Here is a 25381-nt window from a genome sequence, read left to right on the forward strand (position 1 = left end):
ATGAGGCTCTCGTTCACCCCTTCGTGGCCGATTGCCTTTTGTCGACAAGCATCGAGGCCACTTTCTCGCCGATCATCAGAGCAGTTAGATGCGTTCCGGCGCGGACGATGCTCGGCATCACAGACGCGTCGGCAACGCGCAATCCAGTCAAACCCCGGACACGGCATTGGGAATCCAGTACAGCCTCTGCATCTTCTTCGGTCCCCATCTTGCAGGTGCCACACGGGTGGTGAACACCGGCCGCATGCTCGCGAACCAGGCGTTCCACTTCTAAGCGGTTTCCGGCAAGAGAGGAAGGGTTCACGATGCTATCGCCCAATAGAGAGCGGCGCACAGTCGGTCCGAGTTCGAACAATCGGCTGGCAATCCAGGCCTTGCTCCAGTTCAGCGCCGAAGGTTGGTTGAGCGCATTCGCCTGGCCTCCATTGGGTATGAAAACTTCCTGGAGATGTTGCGAAAGCAAGGGCGATGCAAGCAGCCTGAGACAGAACTCGACACCTTGGACCATGCGCGCGAAATCCCGCGGATCGGATAGCAGGTTGAAATCTACACGAGGCATGATGGCCGCTTCGGGCGACACCAGTTCCACCGTCCCCTTCGAAAAAGGCTTTTGCACACAGAAGCTCAATGCACCAATTCTTCTTCCGAGCGGATGCCAGGCGGAACGGGCCACAGCGAACGCATACATATCCATGGGCGGGCAATCATCGTTGTTCGATGAGAACCGCACAAGCGCCTGACCGGCCGCTTGAACGTCGGCAGACTGTGCTGAACCTCTGGCGAGATAGGTGGCCAAATGAAAGCCTGCATGATTTTGCAGGTTCCGGCCCACACCGGGCAAATCCTCCACCGTTTCTATTCCAAGATCGCGCAGCGCCTGCGCGTCGCCAATGCCCGAGCGCATCAAAAGCGCTGGTGAGTGCACCGCACCGCAACAGAGCACTATTTCGTCGCCGCTGAAGTCCACCACTCCCGATGGTGTTTGCACCCGAACGCCTGTCGCCTTGCGCCCATCAAAAAGCACTCTTTCCGCCACGCTGTCCGCAACGATCGTCAGGTTCCCGCGCTCGCGCGCCGCGCGATCGAGAAAACCGTCTGCCGCAGAGACACGACGATCTACTGTGTTGTTCATTGCGACTGCAGAGACACCCTCTCCATGATTTGAGTGCACATCGGCGTAGTAAGGCAGACCTTGAGATTCAAGCGCGGCTACGAATCCGTGGGCAAAACCAGACCACTGATTTTCCTGCTGCCTCCTGATGGGGATAGGTCCATCCTGCCCGTGGAGCGGTCCATCGAAGTCAAGGTCGCGTTCAAAGCGAAGGTAGTGGGGCAATACTTCATCCCAGCTCCATCCATGCGCACCGGCCGCCACCCACTCGTCGAAATCCGACGGTAGCGCACGTTGCGCAAACATGCCGTTGATACTGGAGCCGCCGCCGACGATCCGACCTTGAAAGTATGGACGAGTGAAGCGCCCGCGCCCTGCCCCTCTATCAGGGCCTACGGCAGCGGTCAATCCGCGCCAGGTGTAAGACGCCACGCCGTAGGAAACGGGAAAAGGGTTCGAAACTGATCGGGGCACTGCGTGGGGCGGAATATCCTGACCAGCTTCGATGAGTAGTACCCTTCGCGCACCGTCAGCTGCAAGGCGGCCGGCCACTACTGAGCCCGACGCCCCCGCGCCGATGACGACATAATCGAAATGCTGCGGATTCATCTGTTCGACAACCTGTCAGAAGGGGTTCAGGCCCGCGAATCCAAAAAGCGAGGCCGACGTCGCGCCTCCTTCGCCGCGACCGCCATTTGATGAATCCGGCCAAACACTTCCCTGCCATCGTCCAGACTGAAGGACAAGGTCACGGTGTCGCCTGGGAGCAGATATCTCGTCAGGCTCTCGGCCTGCGCCCCTGCTAGTTGTTGCAATATGCGCTGCTCTGCGATGCAGGCAACGCCGCGGCTGGAATCACGGTTGGACACGGTACCCGCGCCGACTATGCTTCCCGCGCTCAGTCCCCGCGTGCGGGTGGCGTATTGCAGGATGTCGGCGAAACTGAAGTCTTGATCCTCCCCTGTGCGCAAATCCCCTCGGACCTCCCCGTTGACTTCTACCTTCAGTCGGCCAAAGAGACGGCCATCGCGCCAGCTATCACCCAACTCATCGGGAGTAACGGCAAACGGGCCGAACGCGCTGGCAGGCTTGCTGTGGAAAAAACCGAAGCCCTTCTGAAGTTCAGCCGGAATCAGGGCTCGCAGTGACACATCATTGACAAGCATTAAAAGCCTGACCTGTTCAAGCGCTTCTTTCGAGGTCGGCGCAGGCCCCACATCTCCAGTGATCACCGAAATTTCGCCCTCCAGGTCCGTGCCCCAGGAAGCGTCAGACGGAATATCTTCGCACCACGATAGGTTTCGGTCTGAAAGGCCTTGATAGATCACAGGCTCAATGCGAGCCGACGGCGGCATCTCAGCACCACGGGCCTTGCGCACGCGCTCCATGTGTGAAAGGTATCCACTGGCATCCACCCATTGAAATGCGCGTGGCAGCGGAGCCATGAGCGACGTCAGCTCCAGCGAAAGGCCCAAGTCCGGCTCGGCCTCAAGGCGTTTGCTGGCAACTTCAAGGTGCCCACGCACTGTTTCCCAATCATCCAATGCACTCTGCAGGGTAGGTGCGACCTCGGGTACAGCCAGGCATCGCCTGGCGTCTTTGGAGACCACCACCAGTTGGCCGTCACGGCACCCATTCTCACGCGTTGCCAGCCTCATGCCACGACCTGCCCAAGTTGATGATCTGCCCTATCCAGGTAGCCGTTCCAGGAGTCTGCATGGCTGGTGCGTTCGCAGCTCGACATGCCAGGGGCAATGTCCAGCGGATCGCGCAAGTCGATATTGATGGCAACCTCATGAAACTCAGTACGCGGGTTCGTCAAGCTGGTGCGGTAGGCTGTGGGATGCGGGCCATGGGGGAATCCAGCCGGGTGAAACGTGAACATTCCTGGCCCCATGCCGTCACGGCTGAAAAACTGACCAGAATGCAGGAACAACAGCTCGTCGTAGTCGTCATTGGAATGGAAAAAAGGCACTTTCAACGCGCCGGGGTCTGTCTCTGCTGGGCGCGGGCAGAAGGTGCAGATGGCCATACGCTGCGTTAAGAATGTCGTGTGCGCCGACGGCGGAACGTGATAGCGTGCGCTCAGCACTGGCCGGATGTCACGCCAGTTCAGCCTGACAGGAGCCAGTGTGCCCTTCCAGCCCACTGCATCCAGGGGATTGTGTGGATATACCAGGGTGGACACGCGGTGCCGAGCCTGAATGCGGACCGCCCATTCACGGCTGCTGGCGGCATTGTTTTGCTGCCCGATGAACTCGGCATCTAGTTGGGGAACATCCAGTACCGCAGGGTCAAACAGCGCATGTTCACCCAGCATCCCGCGATCGGGCAGTTGGAAACTATCACCCGTGGCTTCGATCAGCAGAAGAAACGAACTAGACGTGGGTTCGAAACGCCAGGCCGTGCCGCGTGGCAGCAAGAGGTAATCGCCATCCCGCAATAACAAGTGACCATAGTCGCAATACAAGTGCCCGCCACCCGCATGGAGGAAGATCAGTTCATCGCCGTCAGCATTGCGGGCAAGATGAGACATAGGCTCTTCAGTCTTCCAGCAACGCAATCGCATATGTTGATTGGATGCGACCAGCGGGGCATCGAGGGGGCAATTCATCAAGCCCGAAGCCGCAGTGTCCATCCGGTTCAGGTCATAGGCACGTGGTCGATGAGGGCCGTCCCAGCGCAGCCATGCTGTCGGTGCGTGGAGGTGATACATGTGGGTAGCCTGGCCGCTAAAGCCTTCCCGCCCAATTTCTCGCTCGTAGGTGCCAGGAGGCAGATCAGCATGGGCCTGTCGGGATGCTATGCCGGCCCGCATTGGGATAGTGATAGGTTTATTCATGCAAAACTCACTGAGATTTTTGAAGTTCGCGCAGGAGAAAATCAGGTGTTTGGGGTGGTGTCATCTGGATAAGGGGAGTCAGCTCAACCATCTCGAAAAGCCCCGCACAAAAGTAGGGCTCGTGGTCGATGAAGTGCTGGGCTTGCTCCCGCGCAGTGACATTGAGGGCCACAACCATACCTTTTGGCGTCCGCTCCGTCTCATCCAGCATGGCTGCACCAAACACGGTTTGAGGCAGCCACTCCAGCATGTAGCGAATGTGACTCGCTCGAACGCCAAGGCGCTCAGCAGCTCCGCCGGGGCGGTAAGTGCAACGTATAAGCCAGGCCATATTTCTCAGGACCTGGCAACATCGGCCTCGACGCCATCAATCTGTTGCTCGCGTTTGATCGCTTCGAACAGTGCCACCGCATTTCCCTCGCCAAAGGACTTGTTTCCCTTGCGCTGAATTGCTTCAAAGAAGATGGGGCCTACCATCTTGCGTGTGAAAATCTGTAGCAGCAAGCGAGCGCGCTCATCCGGGTTCTCGCCAGTGGCTGCGCCGTCCAGAAGCATTCCAAGAGACTTCATTCTCGAGACGTCTTCACCATGGCCAGGAAGACGCTCTTCCAGCAAGTCGTAGTAAGCCGCTGGCGTTGGGAGGAATTCCACGCCGCTGGCCAGAAGGCGTTCGGTACTTCCATACAAATCGTCGCTGAGCAGGGCGATGTGTTGAATGCCCTCCCCGTTGTACTCGTCCATGAACTCCTGTATCTGCGACGCACGCCCCATGGGTTCCAGGCAAGTCACACAAGCGGTGCTCTCCGGATCACGCACTGCGATGGTGTCGAATCCGTTGTTGGCATCTCCGGCCACAAACTTGAACACCTCCTCGAAGCCGAAGATGTTCTTGTAGAAGTCGACCCATTGCGCCATGTTTCCAGGTCGAACGCAATGCGTCACATGGTCTACCCTGACGAATGGAGTCAAGTCCTTATCTACTGCCTCCACCGCTGCTGGATCGAAGTCCAGTTGCGAATAGAGCTCCGCGAGGGAATTCTCGTCAGCCAAGTACAACGCGCTTCCGCCAATGCCCTCCAGGGCGCACGACGGCAGCAAGGATGAGGGCGCAGTTCCAAGAGGCTTTGCACCACGCACGCGGGCCAGTTCCATGGCAGATGCACTATCGGCAACACGGAAAGCCATGCCAGCACACGAAGGTCCGTGAACTGCGGCAAATTTCCTGCCGTGACCGGCTGGATCAGTGCTCACCAGGAAATCGACTGAGGCCTGACGCATCAGCACGCCCTGGCCTTCGCGGTGCCGGGCGACGTTGCGAAAACCCATCCGCGACAGTACATCGATCAGCGCTTGCGGTTCTGGGCTTGAAAACTCCATGAATGCCGTACCAAGCACCGAAACACGTTTTTGTTGGGCCATAGCCTGCTCCTTCATTTAGCTCTCCAGGGAAAAACCGGTCGACTTCACGACAGGGGCCCACCTTTCGAAGTCAGCGCGAACCATGGCACTCAATTCAGTTGGACCGCTTACAACGGGTTGGAAGGCGCGGGACGCGTAGGCCTCCTGCAATTCTTTAGTAGCCACCGCCGCACGGATTTGCTCGGCCAGCGCATTGACCAAGCGCGGTGGAGTTTTTGGGGGTGCCCAAGCAGCGAAGTACTCCTGTATGTCGAAATCGCGAAAACCGGCTTCTCGCATGGTCGGTACTTCAGGCAGATAGGAGGATCGGGCGGCACCTGTAGTAGCCAGCACTCTGATTCGACCCTCCTTCGCAAACGGCAGGGGCTCACTCAATACGTTGACTGAAGCGGCAATCTGCCCACCGACCACATCCTGAATCGCCGGAGCACCTCCCTTGTACGGAACATGGGTAAGTTCGATGCCAGCAGCTTTGGCGACCATGATCCCAGCAAAATGCGCCATCGTCCCCTCCCCCGGGGAGCCAAAGCTGGCTTGAGCGGGGTTTGCTTTGCACCATTGCGCAAACTGAGTGATGGTTCGAACCTCAGCGGGCACGGCTGGCCCCACACTGAAACCAAATTGAAACGTGCAGAGGGTGGAGACAGGCGTGAAATCTTTGAAAGCGTCATAAGAAAGACGCTTGTAAACGTGGGGATATATCACCATGACGGACGCGGGGGCCATCACTACGACACTACCGTCCGGCTCTGCAGCCTTGACGTAATCCATCGCGATTCGGCCACCTGCCCCCGATCGGTTCTCAACCAATACCACTGGGGCATAGCTGCCCTTTATGCGCTCAGACAGCAAGCGCGCAATGCTGTCTAGCGATCCGCCAGGAGGAAAGCCCAGTATGAAGCGTGCAGGTTTTGAGATTGTGGTCTGGGCTTGCGTCTGCGCCAATATCGCAGGCGCAGCCATCGAGCAGGCAAGAGCAGCCAGAAAATCGCGACGTTGAATCATGCTTGTCTCCTTCGATCGAGGAATATTGTTCTTCGGTGAGCAGGACGACCCACCGACAAGCGTGATGCTACATCAATTCATTTCATTTAGAAACTGTTTCTTTAAGAAATCAATTTTGGCCACACGATTTCTCTGGAGTTTTCGACGGCGCGCCTAAAAGCTCGCCTCAACAAAGAGGCTTGAACAATCTTCTAGGCCAAGAGTTCTCGCCAGTCGCGGTTGTTGTCGAGTGCAACGTTGGCACGAACGACCAGAATTTTCATGGCCGAGTGCACCGTTTCGAGCTCTTCCGGCGTGAGAGTGCTCGTCAGCTCACGTTCGATGGCTTGAGCCAATGGGACAACACGGCCGTAAGCTTCAATTCCAGATTTGGTCAGGCGCAGCACCACCTTTCGACGGTCTTTGCCATCAACACGACGCGATACCAGTTTTTTTTCTACCAGCAGATTCAATGCTCGCGTCACGCTTACCTGATCCATGGCGGTAGTTTCGGAAAGCTGCTTGGCAGACATCGGTGAAAAAGACCCAAGATTCGCTACCAGACGCCATTCGGCTACGCCAATTCCAAACTCCTCGAAATACATTCGAGCGAGCATGGAGCTCACCCGGTTCGTGATGACCGAGCACTGATAGGGAAGCCAATCATCCAGTCGAAGGATTCCGTCGGGCAAAACGTGATTGCGGGAAAGGGTCATGTCGAAACAAGTGTGGCGGATAACTTCGTGGACTGTAGCCCATTCGTCCGCAGCGACCACAACGCATGGGCGGAGTTGCCGTGTCCACTCACAGGACAGAGATTAAGCCGCGCCGCAACAGCCGTCGAGCTGTTGGCGCGTGCTGGAAATAAAGGGACTCTTTCAAGCTTGAATCCGCTGGTTCTCGGACCGTTGAGGCTCGTCTGGGTCAACGCGCCCTGCTTTCGTCAAATGCGTCTGAAGAAATTCCAGAAAAGCCTGGACCTTTCTCGAATGGCGGCGGTTAGGCAGGTACGCAGCATAGACACAGGTGTTCTGCTCCTGGGGATTGATCTCATAGCCAGCAAAGAGCCGCTTCAAGCGGCCAGCCTGTACATCCTCGCGGACCAGCCACTCCGCCAGCAAGGCTATGCCAAGTCCGTCCAGTGCGGCCTCACGAAGGATGTCGGAGCTGTTTGCGGCCAAACGCCCCTGAACTTCGACATGGCAGCTCTCCTGCTCTGGAGACAGGAAAGACCAGCGTTGTGGCCCCACCTGGTAGTTGAAGCGCAGGCACTCATGGCCCGCCAATTGCTCAGGTCGTACGGGCGTCCCATTGCGCTTCAAATACGAAGGGCTGGCCACCACGTATCGGTGATGCTCCACCAACACTCGAGCAATGAGTTGGGGCTGAGATGACGGCGTTCCGATTCGGACTGCCACGTCAATTCGCTCGGTTGCCAAATCAATGTACGCATCAGACAACACAACGTCTAGAGAGACACGCGGGTTATCTCGCAGAAAACCTGTGAAATGCTGGCTCAGTTGCAGGCGCGCAAAGGTCGCCGGCAGCGATACCCGCAAGGGCCCCACCGCTTCGGCACCGGTGTCCGACACGCTGCCGTCGGCCTCATCCAGATCAGAGAGCACCCTGCTCACCTGCTCAAGATAGGCGGCACCGGCGTCCGTCAGCGTAACGCGGCGGGTGGACCGGGTAAGCAGGGCTGTTCCAAGTGAGTCTTCCAGGCTGTCTATCAAGCGGGTAATCGATGAGGTAGCCACGCCGAGTTGCCGCGCGGCTTTGGAAAAGCCCCCAGCTTCGGCCACGCTCACCAAGGCGCGCAAGGCTTGAAGTTTGTCCATCAATACTTGGGTCTATTTTTGCGTAATTCGCAATACTACGTTGCATTTTTAATATATTCAACTAATTATTCGCAAATATTAAGCTGGCAGCATGTCAAAAACCGATACTCCACTGCTCAAGCCCGCCACCGATCCGGCCCATCTCGCCTCGGCTGCCGGACTGCCCCTGTCCCTGACCTTTCTGCTGGCCAGCGGTGCCGGCCTGGCCGTCGCAGCGATCTATTACAGCCAGCCGATGTTGGGGGTTGTGGGGGACGATATAGGCGCGTCGGCGCAGGCGGTGGGGCTCCTGCCTACGTTGACTCAGTTGGGCTATGCCCTGGGCATCTTTTTTCTCGCTCCTTTAGGTGACCGACACGATCGGCGCAAGATCATTCTGGCCAAAGCCGCCATATTGTTTGCGGCCTTGCTGCTGGCAGCGCTGTCTCCTTCCCTCCCAACACTGCTGGCAGCCAGCCTGGTGATAGGTCTGGCCGCCACGATGGCCCAGGACATAGTTCCAGCGGCCGCCACTCTGGCGCCGGAGTCGCAGCGCGGCAAAATAGTAGGAACCGTGATGACTGGCCTCTTGCTGGGCATTCTGCTTTCGCGCGTGGTGAGCGGCTTTGTCGCTGAGCATTGGGGTTGGAGAGCGATGTTTGCGGCGGCAGCGGCGAGCATCGGATTTGTAGGTTTGGCTGCGTGGCGTCGGCTGCCAGGCTTTCAGGCCACGACTCAAATGCCCTACTTCGCCCTGTTGCGCTCCCTGGGTTCGCTGTGGCAGCAACATGGAACGCTTCGCAGAGCGACCTGGGCGCAAGGTTTGTTGTCTATTGGTTTCAGCGCTTTCTGGTCCACCCTTGCGCTCATGTTGCACGGTGAGCCGTTTCACCTAGGTGCCGCCGCAGCCGGAGCTTTCGGCTTGGCAGGAGCTGCCGGCGCGTTGGCTGCCCCCGTTGCCGGGCGTATCGCAGACCGCTATGGCGCCCCGCTTGTCACACGTTTGGGCGCAGGAGTGGTGTTCGTCTTCTTCGCCGCTATGGGGCTGGCGCCACTTATGAGTTCAAACTCACAACTGTGGCTGTTGGTGGTTTGCGCCGTGGGTTTTGATATGGGGATACAAGCATCATTAATCGCCCATCAGACCATCATTTACGGCATTGACGCGAATGCACGCAGCAGACTCAATGCGGTACTTTTCACAGGAATGTTCATTGGCATGGCCATAGGGTCCGCATTGGCGGCCACTTTGTTTTCCAGGTTTGGATGGATGTCCGTGACGGGCCTCGCATCCGTGAGTGCACTGCTGGCCCTCATTGTCCGGCTGAGAACGCCACGATGAACTGAGAAGGACCGGGGACCGGCCCTGTTCAATGAACTGCAAAACAGAGTTGCGGATTCGAACATGTACTTAGGTGGCTCCATCAGTGAGTATTCGTTCGGAAATATTCAAACAGAAGGAGACAACGTGCGCCGCTTATGTTCTTTTTTTGCCGTCATGGCGTTGGCTTTGGTTCTTGTTGGTTGTGCAGCTACCAAAGCCCCCTTGGCCTCCGATCCGCTCACCATCGCCAGCCAGGGTAGTTTTTTTGTCGGCGGGCGAAACGTAAAATCGAATGATCTGGCAATGGTTGGGTTTTTCCCCCCGACAGGCACCATTACGGTAGACCAGATATACGTGCACTACCAGGTGCCGGTTGCAGCGCAACGCAAACCACTGGTACTTGTCCACGGATGCTGCCTCAGTGGAAAGACTTGGGAGTCCACACCAGATGGACGCATGGGTTGGGATGAATTCTTCGTGCGTCGAGGGTTTCCGACCTACGTGGTTGACCAAGCATCTCGAGGTCGGTCGGCGGCTGATACGTCGGCCATCGTGCAAGTCAAGAGCGGTCGTGCTGGGTCTGACAAATTGCCTGATGTCTTCGGTGCCGGCCAAGAAAGTGCCTGGCAAATCTTCAGATTCGGCCCAGAGTATCCCAAGGTCTTTCCAGGCATGCAATTTCCTCTGGAAGCTCAAGCAGAGTTCTGGAAGCAGATGGTCCCAGACTGGTCGAGGGCTTTACCCACCCCCAACCCTACGGTACCAGCACTGTCTGAACTGGCGCGCAAACTCAATGGTGCGGTACTTGTAAGCCACTCGCAGTCAGGCATTTACCCTTTCGAGGCAGCAAGCATTGACCAGCGCAGTATTGCAGGCATCGTGTCTATTGAACCCGGCGCATGTCCGAAAGCGAGCGACGATATGAGTATCTATAAAGGTATGCCGATACTCGTGCTTTGGGGAGACTATGTAGACCAACATGAACGTTGGGCAGGCCGGCTTAAGGCATGCCGCGAATTCGCGAGTGTTGCCAACCGGGCTGGCGCGAAAGCGGAAGTCGTCGTACTCAACGATGTAGGCTTGCCTGGAGCATCTCACATGCTCATGCAAGATAAACACAGCTTGAAGATCGGCGCCTGGTTGGCCGACTGGCTGGATCGCCATATTGCGAAGTAAGTGCTCAACTTGCCTTACCACGCGGCATGAAGCAGGTCCAACACCTCCTGCGAGGAAGTGACACGCCGAGGATTGCGCTGTAGAAACCAGTCGCTCAGTGCATCTTCCGCAATGGCGCCCAGAGCAGCTTGCTCGATGCCAACGTCACGCAATCGCCTGGGCAGTGGGAGTTTTTCAAGCAAAGATACAACGCGGTCTATTGCATCCTTGACATCCGGCCTTGGCTGGCTGGCCGCGCCCAGGGCGATGGCGATATGGGGTGCACCGTGACCGGTAGCCGGAGCATTGAACTGCATGGTATGGGGCAACACAATCGCATTGACCAAGCCGTTGGCCACCCCATGCTTGTGGCCTATGGCATGACCCAGTACTGAAGCCAGCCCGGCGCCGCCGAAGTCGGTGCCCTGCCCACACAGCGCTGCAGCCACCACGAGTTCGCAGCGGCCCGAAGTATGGCCACTCATGCCGGGCAACAAGTACTCGGACAGCATGCGCAGCGATTGCATGAGCAAGGCGTCAGAGAAAGGATTGGCCTGTGGGGATTCCAGCCCTTCCACTGCCATGGCCAAGGTGTTCATGCTGGAACTCAGTACGAGAGAGGCAGGCACAGAAGCCACCAGCTTGGGGTCGATGAGCACCGCTTGGGCGCGTGTTTTGGGATCGAAGAGCGCAAGACGCAAACCGCTGACGGGGTCCAGCACAGCGCTCCCCGCCTTGACACAAGCTGTGGTGGGCGTCGTCGGCACCACCAGTTGCGGCAACTTGGGCTGCGTCAACCGCGGGCTAATCCATTTGCCACCAGCGTCTTTCTGGGAGCAAAGGCGGTGGACGTCGTCCCCTTCGGCGAGCAGGATGCTCGCAGCCCGCGCTGTGACAATGGCAGAGCCTCCCCCCACGGCAATCACGGCATCGGCCTGCAGGCGCTCCAGCTCCCTGGCGATCTCAAGCACTGCAGGCACGGGGCTGTGTTCTACAGTTCCCGGTATCCAGCCTGCCAGCCTATGTCCCAGCGCATCTCGCAAGCGCTGGGAGGCGAGCTGATCACGATGCAGTGATGACCCCGAAATGATGACAGCGCGGGAGCACCCCAAGCGATCCAGCTCACGGCCCAAATTACCCAGGCTGTCGGCACCGCAAAATAGCCGCTGAGCCGCTGGCGCGTGCTGAAAAGCCAGACTGTCGCTCAAGCCTGAATCTGGTGCTGGTGCTGCTACTGGGAAAGATGAAGATTGTGCGTGCATAACGAAAACTATTTTTTCTGCCCCGACCCAGGAGCGTCTTGGGCGAAGTATTCAAACAGATCACGGTCCAGGCCGAAGCGATCGCCTCTATAGATCGTGACACCGAAATAGATCACACGACCCGAAGCGTCGCAGAGAATTCGCTCGGCTCGGGCAGCCGGCGCTGCCATTCGGTAGCCTAGCGCTGCTGCAGCATCAAAATCCATGGGCATGACGGTCACGCGCTCTTTCGCCAGGCTCACAGACTCGGCATGTTTGCGCACCAGTTGAATCAGTTTCTCTGACTCTTCAGCCGCTTTAGGAAAACGATCATAGATATCCTCAGCCACGTGCACCGAGGACAGTCCGTAAGGCGAGCCATCTATCTGATCAAGCTTTCGAACGTGTGTATAAGGACCCTCGTCTCGCCCCACTTGCCACCTGGCGGGTGGAAGCCTTTCCGAACGGCCCCGTGAGAGCAAGGCCACACCGTAGAGAGGCGATGGATGCTCCATCGAAGCGACGGACGTGAAAAGTGGCCTGCCCGCCACATCGACCTGAGCAGCCTGTGGGCTATAGATTACGAAGGTGCGACGCCCTCGCTGACTTGAGAGCAAGCCCTCATCCGCGAGTATCTGCACGGATTGCCGAACCGTTACACGGCCAACGCCATATCGATCAACCAGTTCCTGCAGGCTGGGGATTTCCTCACCATCTGCCCATTGCCCGCTGAGGATCTGGTTGCGGAGCACACTGGCCAACTGCGCGTAGAGAGCGGTTGCACCCGGTGTGAACTGGGGAGCGGCACGCACAACGGTTGGGGATGGCATGGCAGATCCAACAACGCTGTGTTGGCCTACTCGGCCTTGATCTTGTTGTCTTCTATGACCTTGCGCCAGGTCTTGGCATCATCGCGGATAAGCTGATCCAATACCTCCGGCGTACCTGGCGCGGGGGTGGCGTTCAGTGCGCGCATGCGGTCACGCACGGTAGGCTGCACCAGCGCCTCGTTCAGCGCCTTGTTGTACGCCTGCACGATGGCTGGGGGTGTCTTGGCAGGGAGCATCATCGCGTACCAGCCGTCACTGATAAAGCCCTGGTAGCCCTGCTCTGCCACCGTGGCCACATTGGGAAGTTCGGGCAAGCGGTTGGGACTGCTCACTGCCAGCGCTTTCAATCGGCCGTTCTTGACCTGCGCCTCACTGGAAGATGGCGTCAACAAACTGAAATCCACAGTGCCTCCAATCACATCCATCATGGCGCTGACGCCCTTGTAATGGATCATTCGGATGTCCACACCGGTCTGTGCTTTCAGACGTTCCATCATCAGATGTTGAGGGGTACCGAGGCCGATGGAGCCGAAGGTCAGTGAGCGGCCCTGTGTTTTGGCCAAGGCCAGGGCCTGTTTGAGATCCGCGCCCGGCAGGTTGGGATTGGCCACGATCACATAAGGCGTGGTTGCAATCATGCCGACGGCCCGGAAATCCTTGACAGGGTCGAATGACAGCTTGGAGCCCACCAAGCCGAAGGTCGGCTGAACGTTGAAGGTAATCAGCACGGTGTTGCCGTCCGGCTTGGACTTGGCAACATGGTCAGTGGCAATGGTGTAGCCCGCCCCTGGCTTGTTTTCAACAATGATGGTCCGACCCATTGATGCGGCCATGGAATCGCTGAGCACCCTGGATAGAGTGTCCACGCCGCCACCCGGTGTGCTGCCCGACACGAAGCGTGTGACCTGAGTGGATTGCGCCGATGCAGGAATTGCATACAAGGCAACTGCGGATGTGGCGGCTATAGCCAGCCATGTCTTCCAACGCATGAAGTCTCCTTTTTTTGTCTCCGGGAAAAACGAATCCATCGATCCGTGAGCAATTTGGTGATCACCTCGCGGTGCCTGTCCATGAATGACGCAGAGGCCAAAGCACAGACAAACAACACCGTTCACCGCATTGATGTTTTATTGTATCATCAAGCATCCTTCTCAAGATGAGCTGCTTTCTCATCGTTTCTCCTCATACCCTTTTTCATCACCATGAACCACAACAACGTATGTCAAATGTTGGGAATCGAGATCCCGGTATTCGGTTTTTCCCACTGCCGAAACGTGGTATCCGAGATCACGCGCGCAGGTGGAATGGGATGCCTCGGCACGGCCTACTACACGCCTGAACAATTGGAGATCGAACTCAGCTGGATAGATGAGCAGGTGGGCAGCAAGCCCTACTCCATCAACATGCTCCTGCCTCAAAAGTTCGAGACCGTGGGAGAGCCGCTCAGTTTCGACAAGCTCCCGCAGGCACACGTTGCGTGGCAGAAGAAACTGCTGGACGATGCGGGCATTCCTCACTTGCCTGAGTCGGAGCGCGATCGCCTTTTGAATGACGAGCTGGCGCAGATGCACCTGACCCCCGAGTTCGCAGATGAACTGCTGGAAGTCGTGCTGCGCCATCCCAATATCAAAATGGTGGTGAGCGCACTGGGCTCGCCACCCCGTCATATTCTTGATCGACTCCACGCCCATGGCATCAAGGTCGGGGCGATGACAGGCAAGGTGCAACACGCTCTGAAGCACAAGGAAGCAGGCCTGGACATTCTCATCGCGCAAGGCTCCGAAGCCGCAGGTCATACGGGTGTCGTCTCTTCCATGGTGTTGTGGCCGGAGGTGGTGGATGCAGTGGCCCCGATCCCAGTGCTGGCCGCCGGCGGCATTGGACGCGGAAGGCACATGGCAGCGGCATTTGCATTGGGCGCCCAGGGGATCTGGTGCGGCTCCATCTGGCACGGCACGCGCGAAAGCGACCTGACCGATGAAATGAAGCAGCTGCTCTACAAGGCCAGGTCGGAAGATGCCGTTCAAACGCGTTCAAAAACAGGCAAGCCCGGCCGAATGTTGCGCAGCAAATATACGGAAGCCTGGGTGCAGCCCGACGCGCCAGCCACCTTGCCCATGCCTTGGCAAAACGTGCTGAATGCAGAAGCGCGCCTGCGCATTGACCGTGCCCGGGCGCTGGACTACATGACTTGCCCAGTCGGGCAGATCGTGGGTACCATCAACAACGAAAGCTCGGTCCGGCAGGTTATCCAGGACATACTGGAAGAATTTGTCACTACGGTCGAGCAGATGCCTCTGGCCACCGGTTTGGAAAACGCCTGAACGAAGAGCTGGCGGCAGCTCAGGCAGCTGCACCCATGATTGGTCAAGAAAATCTGGCGAGGCCAGGAATGGCAGCCAACGCATTGCGGGTGGTTTGCGCCATGAGCTCCTGTTCGGAAATCCCTCTCAATTCGGCGATGACGGCTGCGATTTTTGGCAGTTCGCCCGGTTCGTTCCGGCCTTGGGGCTTGCCGTCGTTGCGCTCTTGCGCAGTGGCGTAGAGCCAGTGCGGCGGAATGTCCGGGGCGTCCGTCTCAAGCACAAGAGACTCAATTGGCAGGGTCGCGGCAAGTTCACGCAGTCGCGTGGCGCGTTCGTATGTCACAGCGCCGCCAAATCCGAGCTTGAAACCCATATCAATGAAAATCTGCGCCTGTTGCTGGCTGCCATTGAAGGCGTGGGCAATTCCCCCAGGCACTTCAATGCCACGCAAGCCTTTTAATACGGCATCCACCGAGCGGCGCACATGGAGAATGACAGGCAATGCATGACTACGCGCCAATTTCAACTGTTCCCGGTAGAACCGCTCCTGCTTGGCCTTGAGCGCAGGTTCATTGAGCTCGGGAACGAAGTAGTCGAGCCCGATCTCCCCCACTGCGACCAGATTAGGATCTTGCGCATGCAGGCTCAGTGATTCGTCAAGCCTTGTCAGATCATCAGGGGCAGCGCGCTCCACATACAAAGGGTGAATACCCAGCGCATAAAAATCACCAAAACGGTGCGCCACGCTGCGTGCATCTTCGAATGTGGCCACTTCTACCGCCGGAATGATGCACTTCGAGACCTTGACGGACGCGGCTTTTGCGCGCACCGAATCCAGGTCATTTCTGAACTCCGGTGCATCAAGATGGCAATGGGTATCGATCCAAGCGTACATGAGTGCCATCATGCCCCAAGAAATATCTGCAGGTGTGTGGCGACTGAACTAGCTGAAGATGCTTGCCGCGCTGCAACATGCAGTGCGCAACTGATTGAACCGTGGTACTGTGTTGCTTCAGCTTCTAGCCACGGTGCATCAATATGCGAAGGACCGCGCTTTACAGTCGTTCAACCCCCAGCCGGGCGCCTGAGCCCAGCGACGCCCTGGCCGAGAGTCATCCGGTTGATGCTCCGCCGGTAGAGCTGGCGCCATCACGGCGGCAGCGCGTGCTGCGTGCGCTCAATCACCCTCGGACATTGTGGCTAGCCATTGGCACTCTGGGTGTCATGCTGGCCTTGTCATTGAGCATGTCTCTCAGAAACGGCCCCAGGCAGTTGACGCAAGATGACATCAATGCGGCCGTGATGCATACCTTGACCACGCAAGTTCTCCCTTCGCCCGCCGCCAGCGCGGCCGCTACGGTGGCTCCCTCCATCGTCCGCGTTGAAGGCTATGTGGCCGGAAAAAAGGGCAAGCCGGATGTCGAACAGGGCGTTGGTTCTGGCGTCGTGATCATCGAAGACGGCACGATTTTGACCAATTTGCACGTCGTTCAGGGGGCGGAAACCCTCAAAGTTACCTTCGCAGACGGTTTTGAAAGCCCCGCGGTCGTGGTCAACTACCAGGCCGAAAATGACCTGGCGGTGCTGCGAGCACAGAAGATTCCGGACGATCTCCAGCCCGCGACCATGCGCTCCACCAACGACCTTCAGCCTGGCGATCAGGTGGTCGCCGTGGGCTTTCCGTTCTCTATTGGCCCTTCCGTATCAGCGGGCGTGGTCTCTGGCCTGGGCCGGGGATTCAAGTCACCGCAAGGTGGCCAGATGATGCGAAACCTTATTCAGTTCGATGCTGCGGCCAACCCGGGAAATTCCGGCGGCCCCCTGGTTACCATGGATGGTCAGGTGGTGGGCATCGTGACGGCCATCCTCAACCCTACCTCAGCGCGCACATTCATTGGCATAGGCTTTGCTGTCCCTATTGAAAACGCCGCCGCCGCCGCAGGGCAGCCTCCGTTTTAGCCGCCCGATGTCGGTGCAAGAGTCATTTTTCGTTTGATTGAAAGAGATTTTCATGGAAAGCGTACCCAGCCCCTCCGCCTTTACCCAGAGCCCTGGAACGGCAGAACTGATGGAGCAGATCCTCTACGAAGTCAAGCGCGTGGTGGTGGGGCAGGATCGCTTTCTGGAACGGGTGATGGTGGCCATGCTGGCTGGCGGGCATTTACTGGTGGAAGGCGTGCCAGGCCTGGCTAAAACGCTCACTGTCAAGACACTCGCGCAGACACTGAGCGGACAGTTCAAGCGCATACAGTTCACGCCTGACCTGGTGCCGGCCGACCTGGTAGGCACCCGCATCTATAACCAGAAAACCGGCGACTTCTCCACTTCACTAGGGCCGGTGTTCACCAACTTGCTCCTGGCTGATGAGATCAACCGCGCTCCGGCGAAAGTGCAAAGCGCGCTCTTGGAGGTGATGCAGGAAAGACAGGTCACCATCGCTGGCCAGACGCATTTCGTGCCACAGCCCTTCCTGGTGATGGCCACGCAAAACCCCATAGAGACCGAAGGCACGTATCCTCTGCCTGAGGCGCAGGTAGATCGTTTCATGATGAAGGTGTTGGTGGATTACCCGACCGACGAAGAGGAATTTGTCATTGTCCAGCGGGTCACCGGGCCTCGGGTCGAACCCACCGCTGTGGGCACCACTGATCAGCTGGCCGCTTTGCAGCGCGAATGCCGGCAGGTCTATGTAGACCCCTCACTGGTGCAATATGCGGTCAAACTGGTGTCTGCCACGCGCCGCCCGGCCAACGTCGGGCTGAAGGATCTGGCGCCCATGATTACTTTTGGTGCCAGCCCCCGGGCCACCATCAATCTGACCGAAGGCGCGCGCGCTCTGGCATTGCTGCGAGGCCGCAGTTACGCCCTGCCGGAAGACATGAGTGACCTGGTACCCGATGTACTTCGCCATCGTCTGGTGCTGTCCTATGAAGCGCTTTCCGAAGGACTTTCGGCAGACGACATCATCATCCGGGTCATGGCGAAGGTCCCTCCACCACCCAAGCCTTTGCAGCATGAAAAACTGGTGGCGTAGAGGCCCAAAGCAACCCGTACCGCATGCGGTGCCCAACCCGTCGCCCTCGAAGGGGCAGACGGGCGCGCCCGACGCGGAACATGTGCTGCGCCGTCTTGAGTGGTCCGTGATCCGCAGGCTCGATGGACTCCTTCAAGGCGACTACCGCACCTTGATGCGCGGCAGCGGTCTCGATCTGGCGGATCTTAGGGAGTACCAGCACCACGACGATGTGCGCCATATTGACTGGAATGTCACCGCACGCATGGACAGCCCCCACGTGCGGGTGTTCACCGAAGATCGAGAGATGGCCGCCTGGTTCTTGCTGGACCTGAGCCCCTCGGTGGACTTTGGCTCGGGCCTTCAGCGCAAACACCATGTGTCGGCTGAGTTCGTCACGGTTCTGGCGCGGGTGCTTACACGCCACGGAAACCGAGTAGGCGCCCTGCTATACGGTACGGGCGTCGATGCCGTGATCCCTGCCCGTGCCGGACGGCGCCACGTGCTGCACCTGCTGAATTTGATGTTGAACCGGGAAGCCGCAGCGACTCAGGAGGCGACTGTCAATGCAGGGGGCTCGACCCGCCTTGATGATCTGCTTCGAGCCGGTGCCAACGTGATCAAACGCCGGTCCACAGTTTTTGTAGTGTCGGATTTCATCAGTGAACCTGGGTGGGAAAAGCCGCTGGCGCAACTGGCCATCCGCCACGAAGTGGTCGCTGTGCGCCTTCTGGACCCTCTTGAACTCAACCTGCCGGACCTGGGCTTGCTCACCCTGCGCGATGCTGAAACGGGTGAACAGGTCCTGGTCGACACCCACAACCCCAGCTTTCGCAAGCGTTTTGCATCTATCGCCGCGCAACGCGAAGCGGATCTGCGGGCTGCGCTTGCGCGTATTGGAGTTGACACCTTGGAGCTGTCTACAGATGGGAATTTGGTAGACGCCGTTGTGCGCTTTACCGAACTACGCAAACAGCGCACCCGACTCTCTTCGGGAGCTGGATTGCCGCGCCATCTGAGCCGCGCGGCCTGAGATGAACTGACGCAAAATGCATTAACGGAACTGAACGATCATGAATCCGTCCTGGCTCACCGATTGGCGCTGGCCTGCTGGCATACCCCAGCCAAACTTCCTGTGGCCGCAGTTTCTGTGGCTGCTGCTGGTGCTGCCCCTGCTCATACTTCTTTACGTATGGCTGATGAGGCGGAAGAAAAAGATGGCAGTGCGTTACGCCAGCTTGTCCATCGTCAAGGAAGCCATGGGAAAAGGCCCTGGCTGGCGCCGCCATGTACCGCCTTTGCTCCTGTTGCTTGCACTGACTCTGATGCTGCTGGCCAGTGCGCGGCCCGTCGCCGTGGTGGCCCTGCCCTCCAACCAGCAAACCATCATCCTGGCGATGGATGTTTCAGGAAGCATGAGGGCCACGGACGTGGAGCCCAACCGGCTGGTCGCGGCTCAGAATGCAGCCAAGGCCTTTTTGACGGAATTGCCCCGCAATGTCAAAGTGGGTGTGGTGGCCTTCGCAGGTTCAGCACAGGTGGCCCAGCTGCCCACCGTGAACCGGGAGGACCTTGTCACGGCAATTGACCGTTTTCAATTGCAACGCGCCACCGCTACCGGGAACGCGATTGTCATTTCATTGGCCACATTGTTTCCCGATGCAGGCATTGAACTTCAACAACTCAGCTTTGACCGCATGCGCGGCACTGGCCGCTCTCTGGACCAGGCGCCGCCCAAGGTCAATGAATTTGTTCCTGTGGCGCCTGGCTCCTACACGTCTGCGGCCATCATCATGCTGACCGACGGACAGCGCACGACCGGGGTGGACCCTCTCGAAGCAGCCAAGATGGCCGCCGACCGGGGCGTGCGTGTATACACGGTGGGCATCGGCACGGTGGATGGTGAGACCATTGGCTTCGAAGGATGGTCCATGCGTGTGAAGCTGGATGAAGCGACCCTGAAGGGTATTGCTCAGCGCACGGCGGCAGACTATTTCTACGCCGGCACCGCAGCAGACCTGAAGAAAGTCTACGAAACCCTCAGCAGCCGCCTGACCATAGAGAAAAAGGAAACAGAAGTCTCTGCCTTGTTCGCCCTTGCCGCTGCTGTATTAGCGCTGTTGGCCGGCGGACTTTCCATGCTTTGGTTCAATCGGATTTTGTAAGGCTCCCGCGTCAGCGGCATTGGCGCCAAGCGCAGGGCAAGCAGGAGTTGCACACCTGCTTCACGGCGTAATGCCACCAAACTCCAGACCTAGCCGCCTTAGTCCGCCTTGCCACGCTCGAGGCGCACAAGCCTGTCGCACCTGGCAGCCAGGGATTCGTCGTGAGTGACCATCACAAAGGCCGTGCCGTGTTCGCGCGCCAAGCGCAGCATGAGTTCAAAAACCGTGTCAGCTGTGACTCTGTCGAGGTTGCCGGTAGGCTCATCCGCCAGAACGCAAGCAGGCTGCGTGACCAGTGCGCGTGCAATGGCCACCCGCTGTCGCTCTCCGCCTGATAGTTCGGACGGGCGATGATGGGAGCGGTCCTTGAGTCCAACCTGTACCAGCACCTGCTCAGCGATCTCTGCCGCCTGCGCTCTTGGCATGCGCCTGATCCACAGGGGCATGGCCACATTTTCAAGTGCGCTGAACTCCGGAAGCAAATGATGGAACTGGTAGATGAATCCGAGATGCCGGTTGCGCAGAGTGCCTTGCGCGGACGCAGACAAGCTACTGAAATCTTGCCCCATCAGGCGCACAGCGCCGGAGGTGGGTGCGTCCAGCCCGCCCAGCATGTGCAGCAAGGTACTTTTTCCGGAGCCGGACTGCCCCACAATGGCCAGCGTTTCACCGGCCTTGACGGAGAGATCTACCCCTTGCAATACCGTGACATCCAGCGGGCCTTCATGAAATCTCTTGGAGAGGCCTTTGGCTTCCAGGACGGCCCCGCCATGCGCGCTCAAGGTTCGAGCAGCAGATCCATTATTCATAGCGCAGCGCCTCAGCAGGGTTGACACGGCTGGCGCGCCAGCTGGGGTAGAGAGTCGCCACAAAGGACAAAATCAGGGAAATCACTGCAATGGGCAAAATGTCGCTCTGCCGCGGGTCGCTCGGCATGCTGCTGATGAGATAAATGTCCTTGGGCAGAAAGCTGGCACGGAACAGGCTTTCAAGTGCGGGCACGATCACATCGATATTGAAGGCAATTAAAAGCCCCAGCGCGAGACCGCCCAGCGTGCCAATCACACCAACCATGGCGCCCTGTACGACGAATATGCCCATGATGCTCCGGGGACTTGCACCCAAGGTTCGCAAGATGGCGATGTCCGCACGTTTGTCCTGCACAGTCATGACCAAGGTGCTGACCAGATTGAATGCAGCCACCGCAACGATCAAGGTCAGGATGATGAACATCATGCGTTTTTCAAGCTGAACGGCAGAAAACCAGGTGCGGTTCTGGCGCGTCCAGTCCAGGAGCAGCAAATTGCCGCTCACCGTGCCCGCGAGCTGATCCGTCACCTGCCTGGCCTCGTTCAGATCACGCAATTTCAAGCGGATGCCCGTAGGCCCTTCCAGCCGAAAAATGCGCTCTGCATCTTCAATGTGCAACATGGCCAGCGCCGAGTCATATTCATAGTGACCCGAGTTGAATGTCCCCACCACGGTCATCTGCTTCAGGCGTGGCACCACGCCCGCGGGAGTCACCTGGCCACTGGGCGCAATCAGCGTGACCTGATCACCTTCAGTGACCCCCAGGCTGCGCGCCAGATCGCTGCCCAGCAAGATGCCGAACTCGCCAGGCACCAATTTTTTGAGGGCGGTATCTTTCAACTGAGCCGCGATATCCGTCACCTGAGGTTCCATCTCCGGGCTCACCCCGCGAATGAGCGCACCCTTCATGGCTTCGCCTCTGGCCAGCAAGCTTTGAGCACCCACAAAAGGAGCGGCCCCGATCACCTCAGGATTGGCACGCACCTCTGAGAGCGTGCGCTGGGGGTCGGGCAGCGCCGACCCGTCCGGAGAAAACAGCTCAATATGCGAGATGACGCTCAGCATGCGGCCGGTGACTTCTTTCTGGAAACCATTCATCACCGACAGGACGATGATCAAGGCGGCCACGCCCAAGGCGATTCCCAGCATGGAGGCTGCCGAGATGAAGGAGATGAAACCGTTGCGCCGAGAAGCTCGGCCAGCGCGTGTATATCGCCAACCTAGCAGTAGTTCATAGGGCGCGCGTAAAAGCATGAGCAAACTTTGTTGAAACGTCGGGCCCCTGTTAACTTGATAAGGTCTCAAAGGCCGGTGTTGGAAAAGCGACATTGTGGCATCCCGGACAATACAACCCTATGTCTTCCCAAGAGCCGCTACGGCACCTGATCATTCCTGGCGCACTGTTCCCACTTCCGCAGGGTCATGAGCGACAGGCGATGCCGCGCCTGCCCCACCTGGATGCCCTGCTCCGCCGCCTGCGCCAGGACAGCGTCATCGAATGCGACGAAAACAACCCAAGCGATCCAGCAGAATTGGCCACAGCGCGCGCGCTGGACCTGCCTTCTGAGCCCGGCAAGATTCCATGGGCAGCGCTTGAAACAAACACCATCGGCACGCCGTGCGCGTGGTTGATCCCCTGTCACTGGCAATTGGGCATGGACCATGTCTTGCTGGCTGACAGTGCCTTGCTGGCGCTTGATGAAGAGCACTCTCGCTCCTTATTGGCGTCGGCTGAGCCTCTGTTCCGGGAAGATGGTATGGATGTCCGGTATGTCATGCCCAACGCCTGGCTGGCACAAGGTGAGATGTTTCGCGAGTTGTCCACGTGGTCCATGGCACGCGCAACGGGCCGCCGCCTGACGCCCCGCTTGTTGGCCAACACACCGGTGCCGGCCCATGCCGCCTTGTTACGGCGGCTGCAGAGCGAGCTCCAAATGTTGCTCTACACCCACCCAGTCAACGACGCTCGAGAGAGTGCAGGGCAATTGCCCATCAACGCGCTGTGGATCACCGGAGCCGGTGTCCTGTCCGAACCCCATCCCCCTCGACCAGACGTTGCCGTCGAAAACCGCTTGATCCTTGCTGAGCAGGCTCAGGCTGGCACCTTACTCAGCCAGGCCATAGCAGCCCATCATGAAGCCTGGCGTGAGCTGGATGCCGACTCGGGCCAACGGCTGCTGGCCGCCCTTGAAGCCGGCCACCAGGTACGCTTGACCCTTTGCGGTCCTGCACGGGCCCTCAGCCTTAACCCATTGCAGCCAGGCCTGGCCGCTCGAATCAACGGATATTTCAAGCGGCCGAAATTGAATTTAGACGGAGCGCTAGCCCGTCTATGGCCTTCCGACACTCCGCATCAAGACTGAACGATTGACCATATGAAGATAGAAATCCGCGACATCCCTCCACGCGCCGCCTGGGCGCTGGAGCAAGCGGGTGTACACCCGCTGCTGGCACGCCTTTTTGCGGCCCGTGGTGTAGCCCACAAGGATGAGCTGGACTCCAGCCTGGCTCGGCTTTTGCCCCCTTCTGATCTTCTGGGCACGCGCGAGGCCGCTGTCCTGCTGGCCGATGCCATTGCCGCCAAACAGAAGCTTTGCATCGTGGCCGATTACGATTGCGACGGCGCCACCGCCTGCGCTGTGGGTTTGCGTGGCCTCAGGCTATTGGGGGCTACCGACGTCGACTACCTCGTGCCCGACCGTGTGATAGACGGCTATGGCCTCACAGCCCCCATTGCCAAGCGGGTGGCTGAACGCAAGGCCGACGTGCTGATCACGGTGGACAACGGCATTGCCAGCATGGAGGGCGTCGCTGCCGCGCGTGCTGCCGGCCTGAAAGTTCTGATCACGGACCACCATCTGCCGGGTGCTGAGCTGCCCGCCGCCGACGTCATCGTCAATCCCAACCAACCTGCCTGCACCTTCGAGAGCAAATCCATCGCTGGGGTAGGCGTGATGTTCTACGTGCTGCTTGCGCTGAGGGCTGAACTCAGGGCGCGCGGCGCCTTTGATGTCCACAACCAGCCCAAGCTCGATATCCTGCTGCCCATCGTGGCTCTGGGCACCGTGGCCGATGTCGTGAAACTGGACGCCAACAATCGACGTCTGGTCGCGCAAGGGCTGCGGAGAATTCGCGCGGGTCAGTTGCCCGCAGGTCTGGACGCCTTGTTCTCTGTGGCTGGCCGCAGTACAGCCAAGGCCACTACCTTCGATTTCGGTTTTGCCCTGGGGCCGCGCATCAACGCCGCTGGCCGCCTGGCTGATATGACCTTGGGCATTGAACTGCTCATGACCGACGATGCTGGCCGCGCCGCTGAATTGGCCGCCACGCTGGACGGCATCAACCGCCAACGCAGAGAGATTGAAAGCGGCATGCGCGAGCACGCCATGCAGGTGGCTGAATCGCTTTTCGAAGTAGATGAACAATCCTCCCCCACCGCGCTGTGCGTGTTCGACCCTGACTTCCATGAGGGTGTGGTGGGCATCGTGGCCTCACGACTGAAAGACAAGCACCACCGCCCCACTTTTGTCTTTGCTGCCAGCGGAGCGCCAGGACATGAGCACGAATTGAAAGGCTCTGGCCGGTCGATACCTGGCTTTCATCTGCGCGACGCGCTAGATCTGATCGCCAAGCGCCATCCGGGCGTTTTAGTGAAGTTCGGAGGTCACGCCATGGCCGCCGGGTGCACCATCACAGAAGAGAACTTCGACATCTTCGATGAGGCGTTGCAGAAAGTAGCTGCCGAGTGGCTGGACGCCGCCACCTTGACCCGCCGCCTGGCCACCGACGGCCCGCTGGCTGCGGAATACCGCCGAGCCGATTTGATCGACACCCTGCACCGTGAAGTGTGGGGCCAAGGTTTTGCTCCGCCGGTCTTCAGTGAAGAGGTGGACGTCCTAAGCCAGCGCCTTGTGGGCGAGAAGCATCTGGCGCTGAAACTACGCCATCAAGGCCAGGCGGTTGACGGCATCTGGTTTGGACATAACACGCCCCTGCCCTCCCGCGTCATGCTGGCTTTCCGGCTTGAAACCGATGAATGGCAAGGTGTGCGGCGTGTGCGGTTTTTGGTTGAAGGCGCGGGGGACTGAATTCCCCCCCTGAGTCGCTTGCGCGCCTTCCCCCAAGGGGACGCACCCAGCGGCCTGGCAAAGCCAGCTCCGCGGGTGCACTGGAATGGCCTGCTCCGCGGCCTTCTGGTTTTGCTCCCTCTCCTGCGGACGGGCGCCCGGCCAGGCGCTTGCGCGCCTTCCCCCTGAGGGGGACGCACCTAGCGGCCTGGCAAAGCCAGCTCCGCGGGTGCACTGGAATGGCCTGCTCCGCGGCCTTCTGGTTTTGCTCCCTCTCCTGCGGACGGGCGCCCGGCC

General features: G+C 58.8%; 23 protein-coding genes. 9 read left to right on the forward strand and 14 right to left on the reverse strand.

Features of this window, described 5'->3' with window-relative positions; all coding sequences use genetic code 11:
• Positions 1-13 precede the first annotated feature (13 nt).
• The 8 genes from ABIE13_RS23985 to ABIE13_RS24020 all read right to left on the reverse strand — a co-directional run bounded on the left by ABIE13_RS23985 (position 14) and on the right by ABIE13_RS24020 (position 8194).
• Entirely contained in the window at positions 14-1720 is a 1707-nt protein-coding gene (locus ABIE13_RS23985) for a GMC family oxidoreductase (protein WP_354448205.1), read from the reverse strand.
• 26 nt (positions 1721-1746) lie between these two features.
• Complete coding sequence (locus tag ABIE13_RS23990; protein ID WP_354448207.1) at positions 1747-2769, reverse strand: fumarylacetoacetate hydrolase family protein; 1023 nt, start codon at positions 2767-2769, stop codon at positions 1747-1749.
• Positions 2766-3953, reverse strand: coding sequence for a homogentisate 1,2-dioxygenase (locus ABIE13_RS23995; protein ID WP_354448209.1), 1188 nt, complete (start codon positions 3951-3953; stop codon positions 2766-2768). Before ABIE13_RS23995 ends, ABIE13_RS23990 begins: the two co-directional genes overlap by 4 nt.
• 7 nt (positions 3954-3960) lie before the next feature.
• The gene (locus ABIE13_RS24000; protein WP_354448211.1) at positions 3961-4284 is read right to left on the reverse strand and encodes a YciI family protein; all 324 of its coding nucleotides are present in this window, start codon (positions 4282-4284) and stop codon (positions 3961-3963) included.
• A gap of 5 nt (positions 4285-4289) precedes the next feature.
• Complete coding sequence (gene hppD, locus ABIE13_RS24005) at positions 4290-5372, reverse strand: 4-hydroxyphenylpyruvate dioxygenase (RefSeq protein WP_354448213.1); 1083 nt, start codon at positions 5370-5372, stop codon at positions 4290-4292.
• A gap of 15 nt (positions 5373-5387) precedes the next feature.
• Positions 5388-6377, reverse strand: a complete 990-nt coding sequence (locus tag ABIE13_RS24010; protein ID WP_354448215.1) for a Bug family tripartite tricarboxylate transporter substrate binding protein — start codon at positions 6375-6377, stop codon at positions 5388-5390.
• A 191-nt stretch (positions 6378-6568) separates the two neighbouring features.
• The gene (locus tag ABIE13_RS24015) at positions 6569-7072 is read right to left on the reverse strand and encodes a MarR family winged helix-turn-helix transcriptional regulator (protein WP_354448217.1); all 504 of its coding nucleotides are present in this window, start codon (positions 7070-7072) and stop codon (positions 6569-6571) included.
• A gap of 162 nt (positions 7073-7234) precedes the next feature.
• Positions 7235-8194, reverse strand: coding sequence for a LysR family transcriptional regulator (locus tag ABIE13_RS24020; protein ID WP_354448219.1), 960 nt, complete (start codon positions 8192-8194; stop codon positions 7235-7237).
• Between the two features lie 91 nt (positions 8195-8285).
• Here ABIE13_RS24020 and ABIE13_RS24025 point away from each other — a divergent pair, with 91 nt between their 5' ends.
• Complete coding sequence (locus tag ABIE13_RS24025; RefSeq protein WP_354448221.1) at positions 8286-9515, forward strand: MFS transporter; 1230 nt, start codon at positions 8286-8288, stop codon at positions 9513-9515.
• A 285-nt stretch (positions 9516-9800) separates the two neighbouring features.
• A complete protein-coding gene (locus ABIE13_RS24030; RefSeq protein WP_354448223.1) occupies positions 9801-10673 on the forward strand; it encodes an esterase in 873 nt (290 codons plus the stop codon).
• Positions 10674-10687: 14 nt separating this feature from the next.
• Here the strand turns inward: ABIE13_RS24030 and ABIE13_RS24035 are convergent, their stop codons facing one another.
• The 3 genes from ABIE13_RS24035 to ABIE13_RS24045 are packed head-to-tail and all read right to left on the reverse strand — an operon-like array spanning position 10688 to position 13712.
• Positions 10688-11914 carry an iron-containing alcohol dehydrogenase family protein gene (locus tag ABIE13_RS24035; RefSeq protein ID WP_354448225.1) on the reverse strand — a complete coding sequence of 409 codons (1227 nt, stop codon included), beginning with the start codon at positions 11912-11914 and terminating at the stop codon, positions 10688-10690.
• An 8-nt stretch (positions 11915-11922) separates the two neighbouring features.
• A complete protein-coding gene (locus ABIE13_RS24040; RefSeq protein WP_354448227.1) occupies positions 11923-12723 on the reverse strand; it encodes a GntR family transcriptional regulator in 801 nt (266 codons plus the stop codon).
• Positions 12724-12749: 26 nt separating this feature from the next.
• Positions 12750-13712, reverse strand: coding sequence for a Bug family tripartite tricarboxylate transporter substrate binding protein (locus ABIE13_RS24045; protein WP_354448229.1), 963 nt, complete (start codon positions 13710-13712; stop codon positions 12750-12752).
• Positions 13713-13925: 213 nt separating this feature from the next.
• On the opposite strand from ABIE13_RS24045, the gene ABIE13_RS24050 reads away from it, so the two are divergent.
• Complete coding sequence (locus ABIE13_RS24050; RefSeq protein WP_354448231.1) at positions 13926-15047, forward strand: NAD(P)H-dependent flavin oxidoreductase; 1122 nt, start codon at positions 13926-13928, stop codon at positions 15045-15047.
• Between the two features lie 43 nt (positions 15048-15090).
• Here ABIE13_RS24050 and ABIE13_RS24055 read toward each other — a convergent pair whose 3' ends face one another.
• Positions 15091-15924, reverse strand: coding sequence for a TatD family hydrolase (locus tag ABIE13_RS24055; RefSeq protein ID WP_354448233.1), 834 nt, complete (start codon positions 15922-15924; stop codon positions 15091-15093).
• 143 nt (positions 15925-16067) lie between these two features.
• Here ABIE13_RS24055 and ABIE13_RS24060 point away from each other — a divergent pair, with 143 nt between their 5' ends.
• From ABIE13_RS24060 to ABIE13_RS24075, 4 genes are read left to right on the forward strand one after another with little or no spacing between them, the layout of a single operon-like run.
• Positions 16068-16988 (forward strand): S1C family serine protease, encoded by a 921-nt coding sequence (locus ABIE13_RS24060; RefSeq protein WP_354448235.1) that lies wholly within the window; start codon positions 16068-16070, stop codon positions 16986-16988.
• 52 nt (positions 16989-17040) lie between these two features.
• Positions 17041-18063, forward strand: a complete 1023-nt coding sequence (locus tag ABIE13_RS24065) for an AAA family ATPase (protein WP_354448237.1) — start codon at positions 17041-17043, stop codon at positions 18061-18063.
• Positions 18044-19075, forward strand: a complete 1032-nt coding sequence (locus ABIE13_RS24070; protein WP_354448239.1) for a DUF58 domain-containing protein — start codon at positions 18044-18046, stop codon at positions 19073-19075. The genes ABIE13_RS24065 and ABIE13_RS24070 overlap by 20 nt, the downstream gene beginning before the upstream one ends.
• A 40-nt stretch (positions 19076-19115) precedes the next feature.
• Positions 19116-20207, forward strand: coding sequence for a VWA domain-containing protein (locus tag ABIE13_RS24075; RefSeq protein WP_354448241.1), 1092 nt, complete (start codon positions 19116-19118; stop codon positions 20205-20207).
• Between the two features lie 98 nt (positions 20208-20305).
• Here the strand turns inward: ABIE13_RS24075 and lolD are convergent, their stop codons facing one another.
• Both lolD and ABIE13_RS24085 read right to left on the reverse strand, forming a co-directional pair.
• The gene (gene lolD / locus ABIE13_RS24080; protein WP_354448243.1) at positions 20306-21016 is read right to left on the reverse strand and encodes a lipoprotein-releasing ABC transporter ATP-binding protein LolD; all 711 of its coding nucleotides are present in this window, start codon (positions 21014-21016) and stop codon (positions 20306-20308) included.
• Positions 21009-22271, reverse strand: coding sequence for a lipoprotein-releasing ABC transporter permease subunit (locus tag ABIE13_RS24085; protein ID WP_354448245.1), 1263 nt, complete (start codon positions 22269-22271; stop codon positions 21009-21011). The genes lolD and ABIE13_RS24085 overlap by 8 nt, the downstream gene beginning before the upstream one ends.
• Positions 22272-22372: 101 nt before the next feature.
• Between ABIE13_RS24085 and ABIE13_RS24090 the strand changes: the two genes are divergently transcribed.
• Positions 22373-23380, forward strand: a complete 1008-nt coding sequence (locus tag ABIE13_RS24090) for a phosphoglycerate mutase (RefSeq protein WP_354448247.1) — start codon at positions 22373-22375, stop codon at positions 23378-23380.
• A 12-nt stretch (positions 23381-23392) separates the two neighbouring features.
• Positions 23393-25105 carry a single-stranded-DNA-specific exonuclease RecJ gene (gene recJ, locus ABIE13_RS24095; protein WP_354448249.1) on the forward strand — a complete coding sequence of 571 codons (1713 nt, stop codon included), beginning with the start codon at positions 23393-23395 and terminating at the stop codon, positions 25103-25105.
• Positions 25106-25381: the final 276 nt, after the last annotated feature.

Origin of the sequence: Ottowia thiooxydans, from assembly GCF_040548795.1 — a bacterium.
Lineage (GTDB): Bacteria > Pseudomonadota > Gammaproteobacteria > Burkholderiales > Burkholderiaceae_C > Ottowia > Ottowia thiooxydans_A.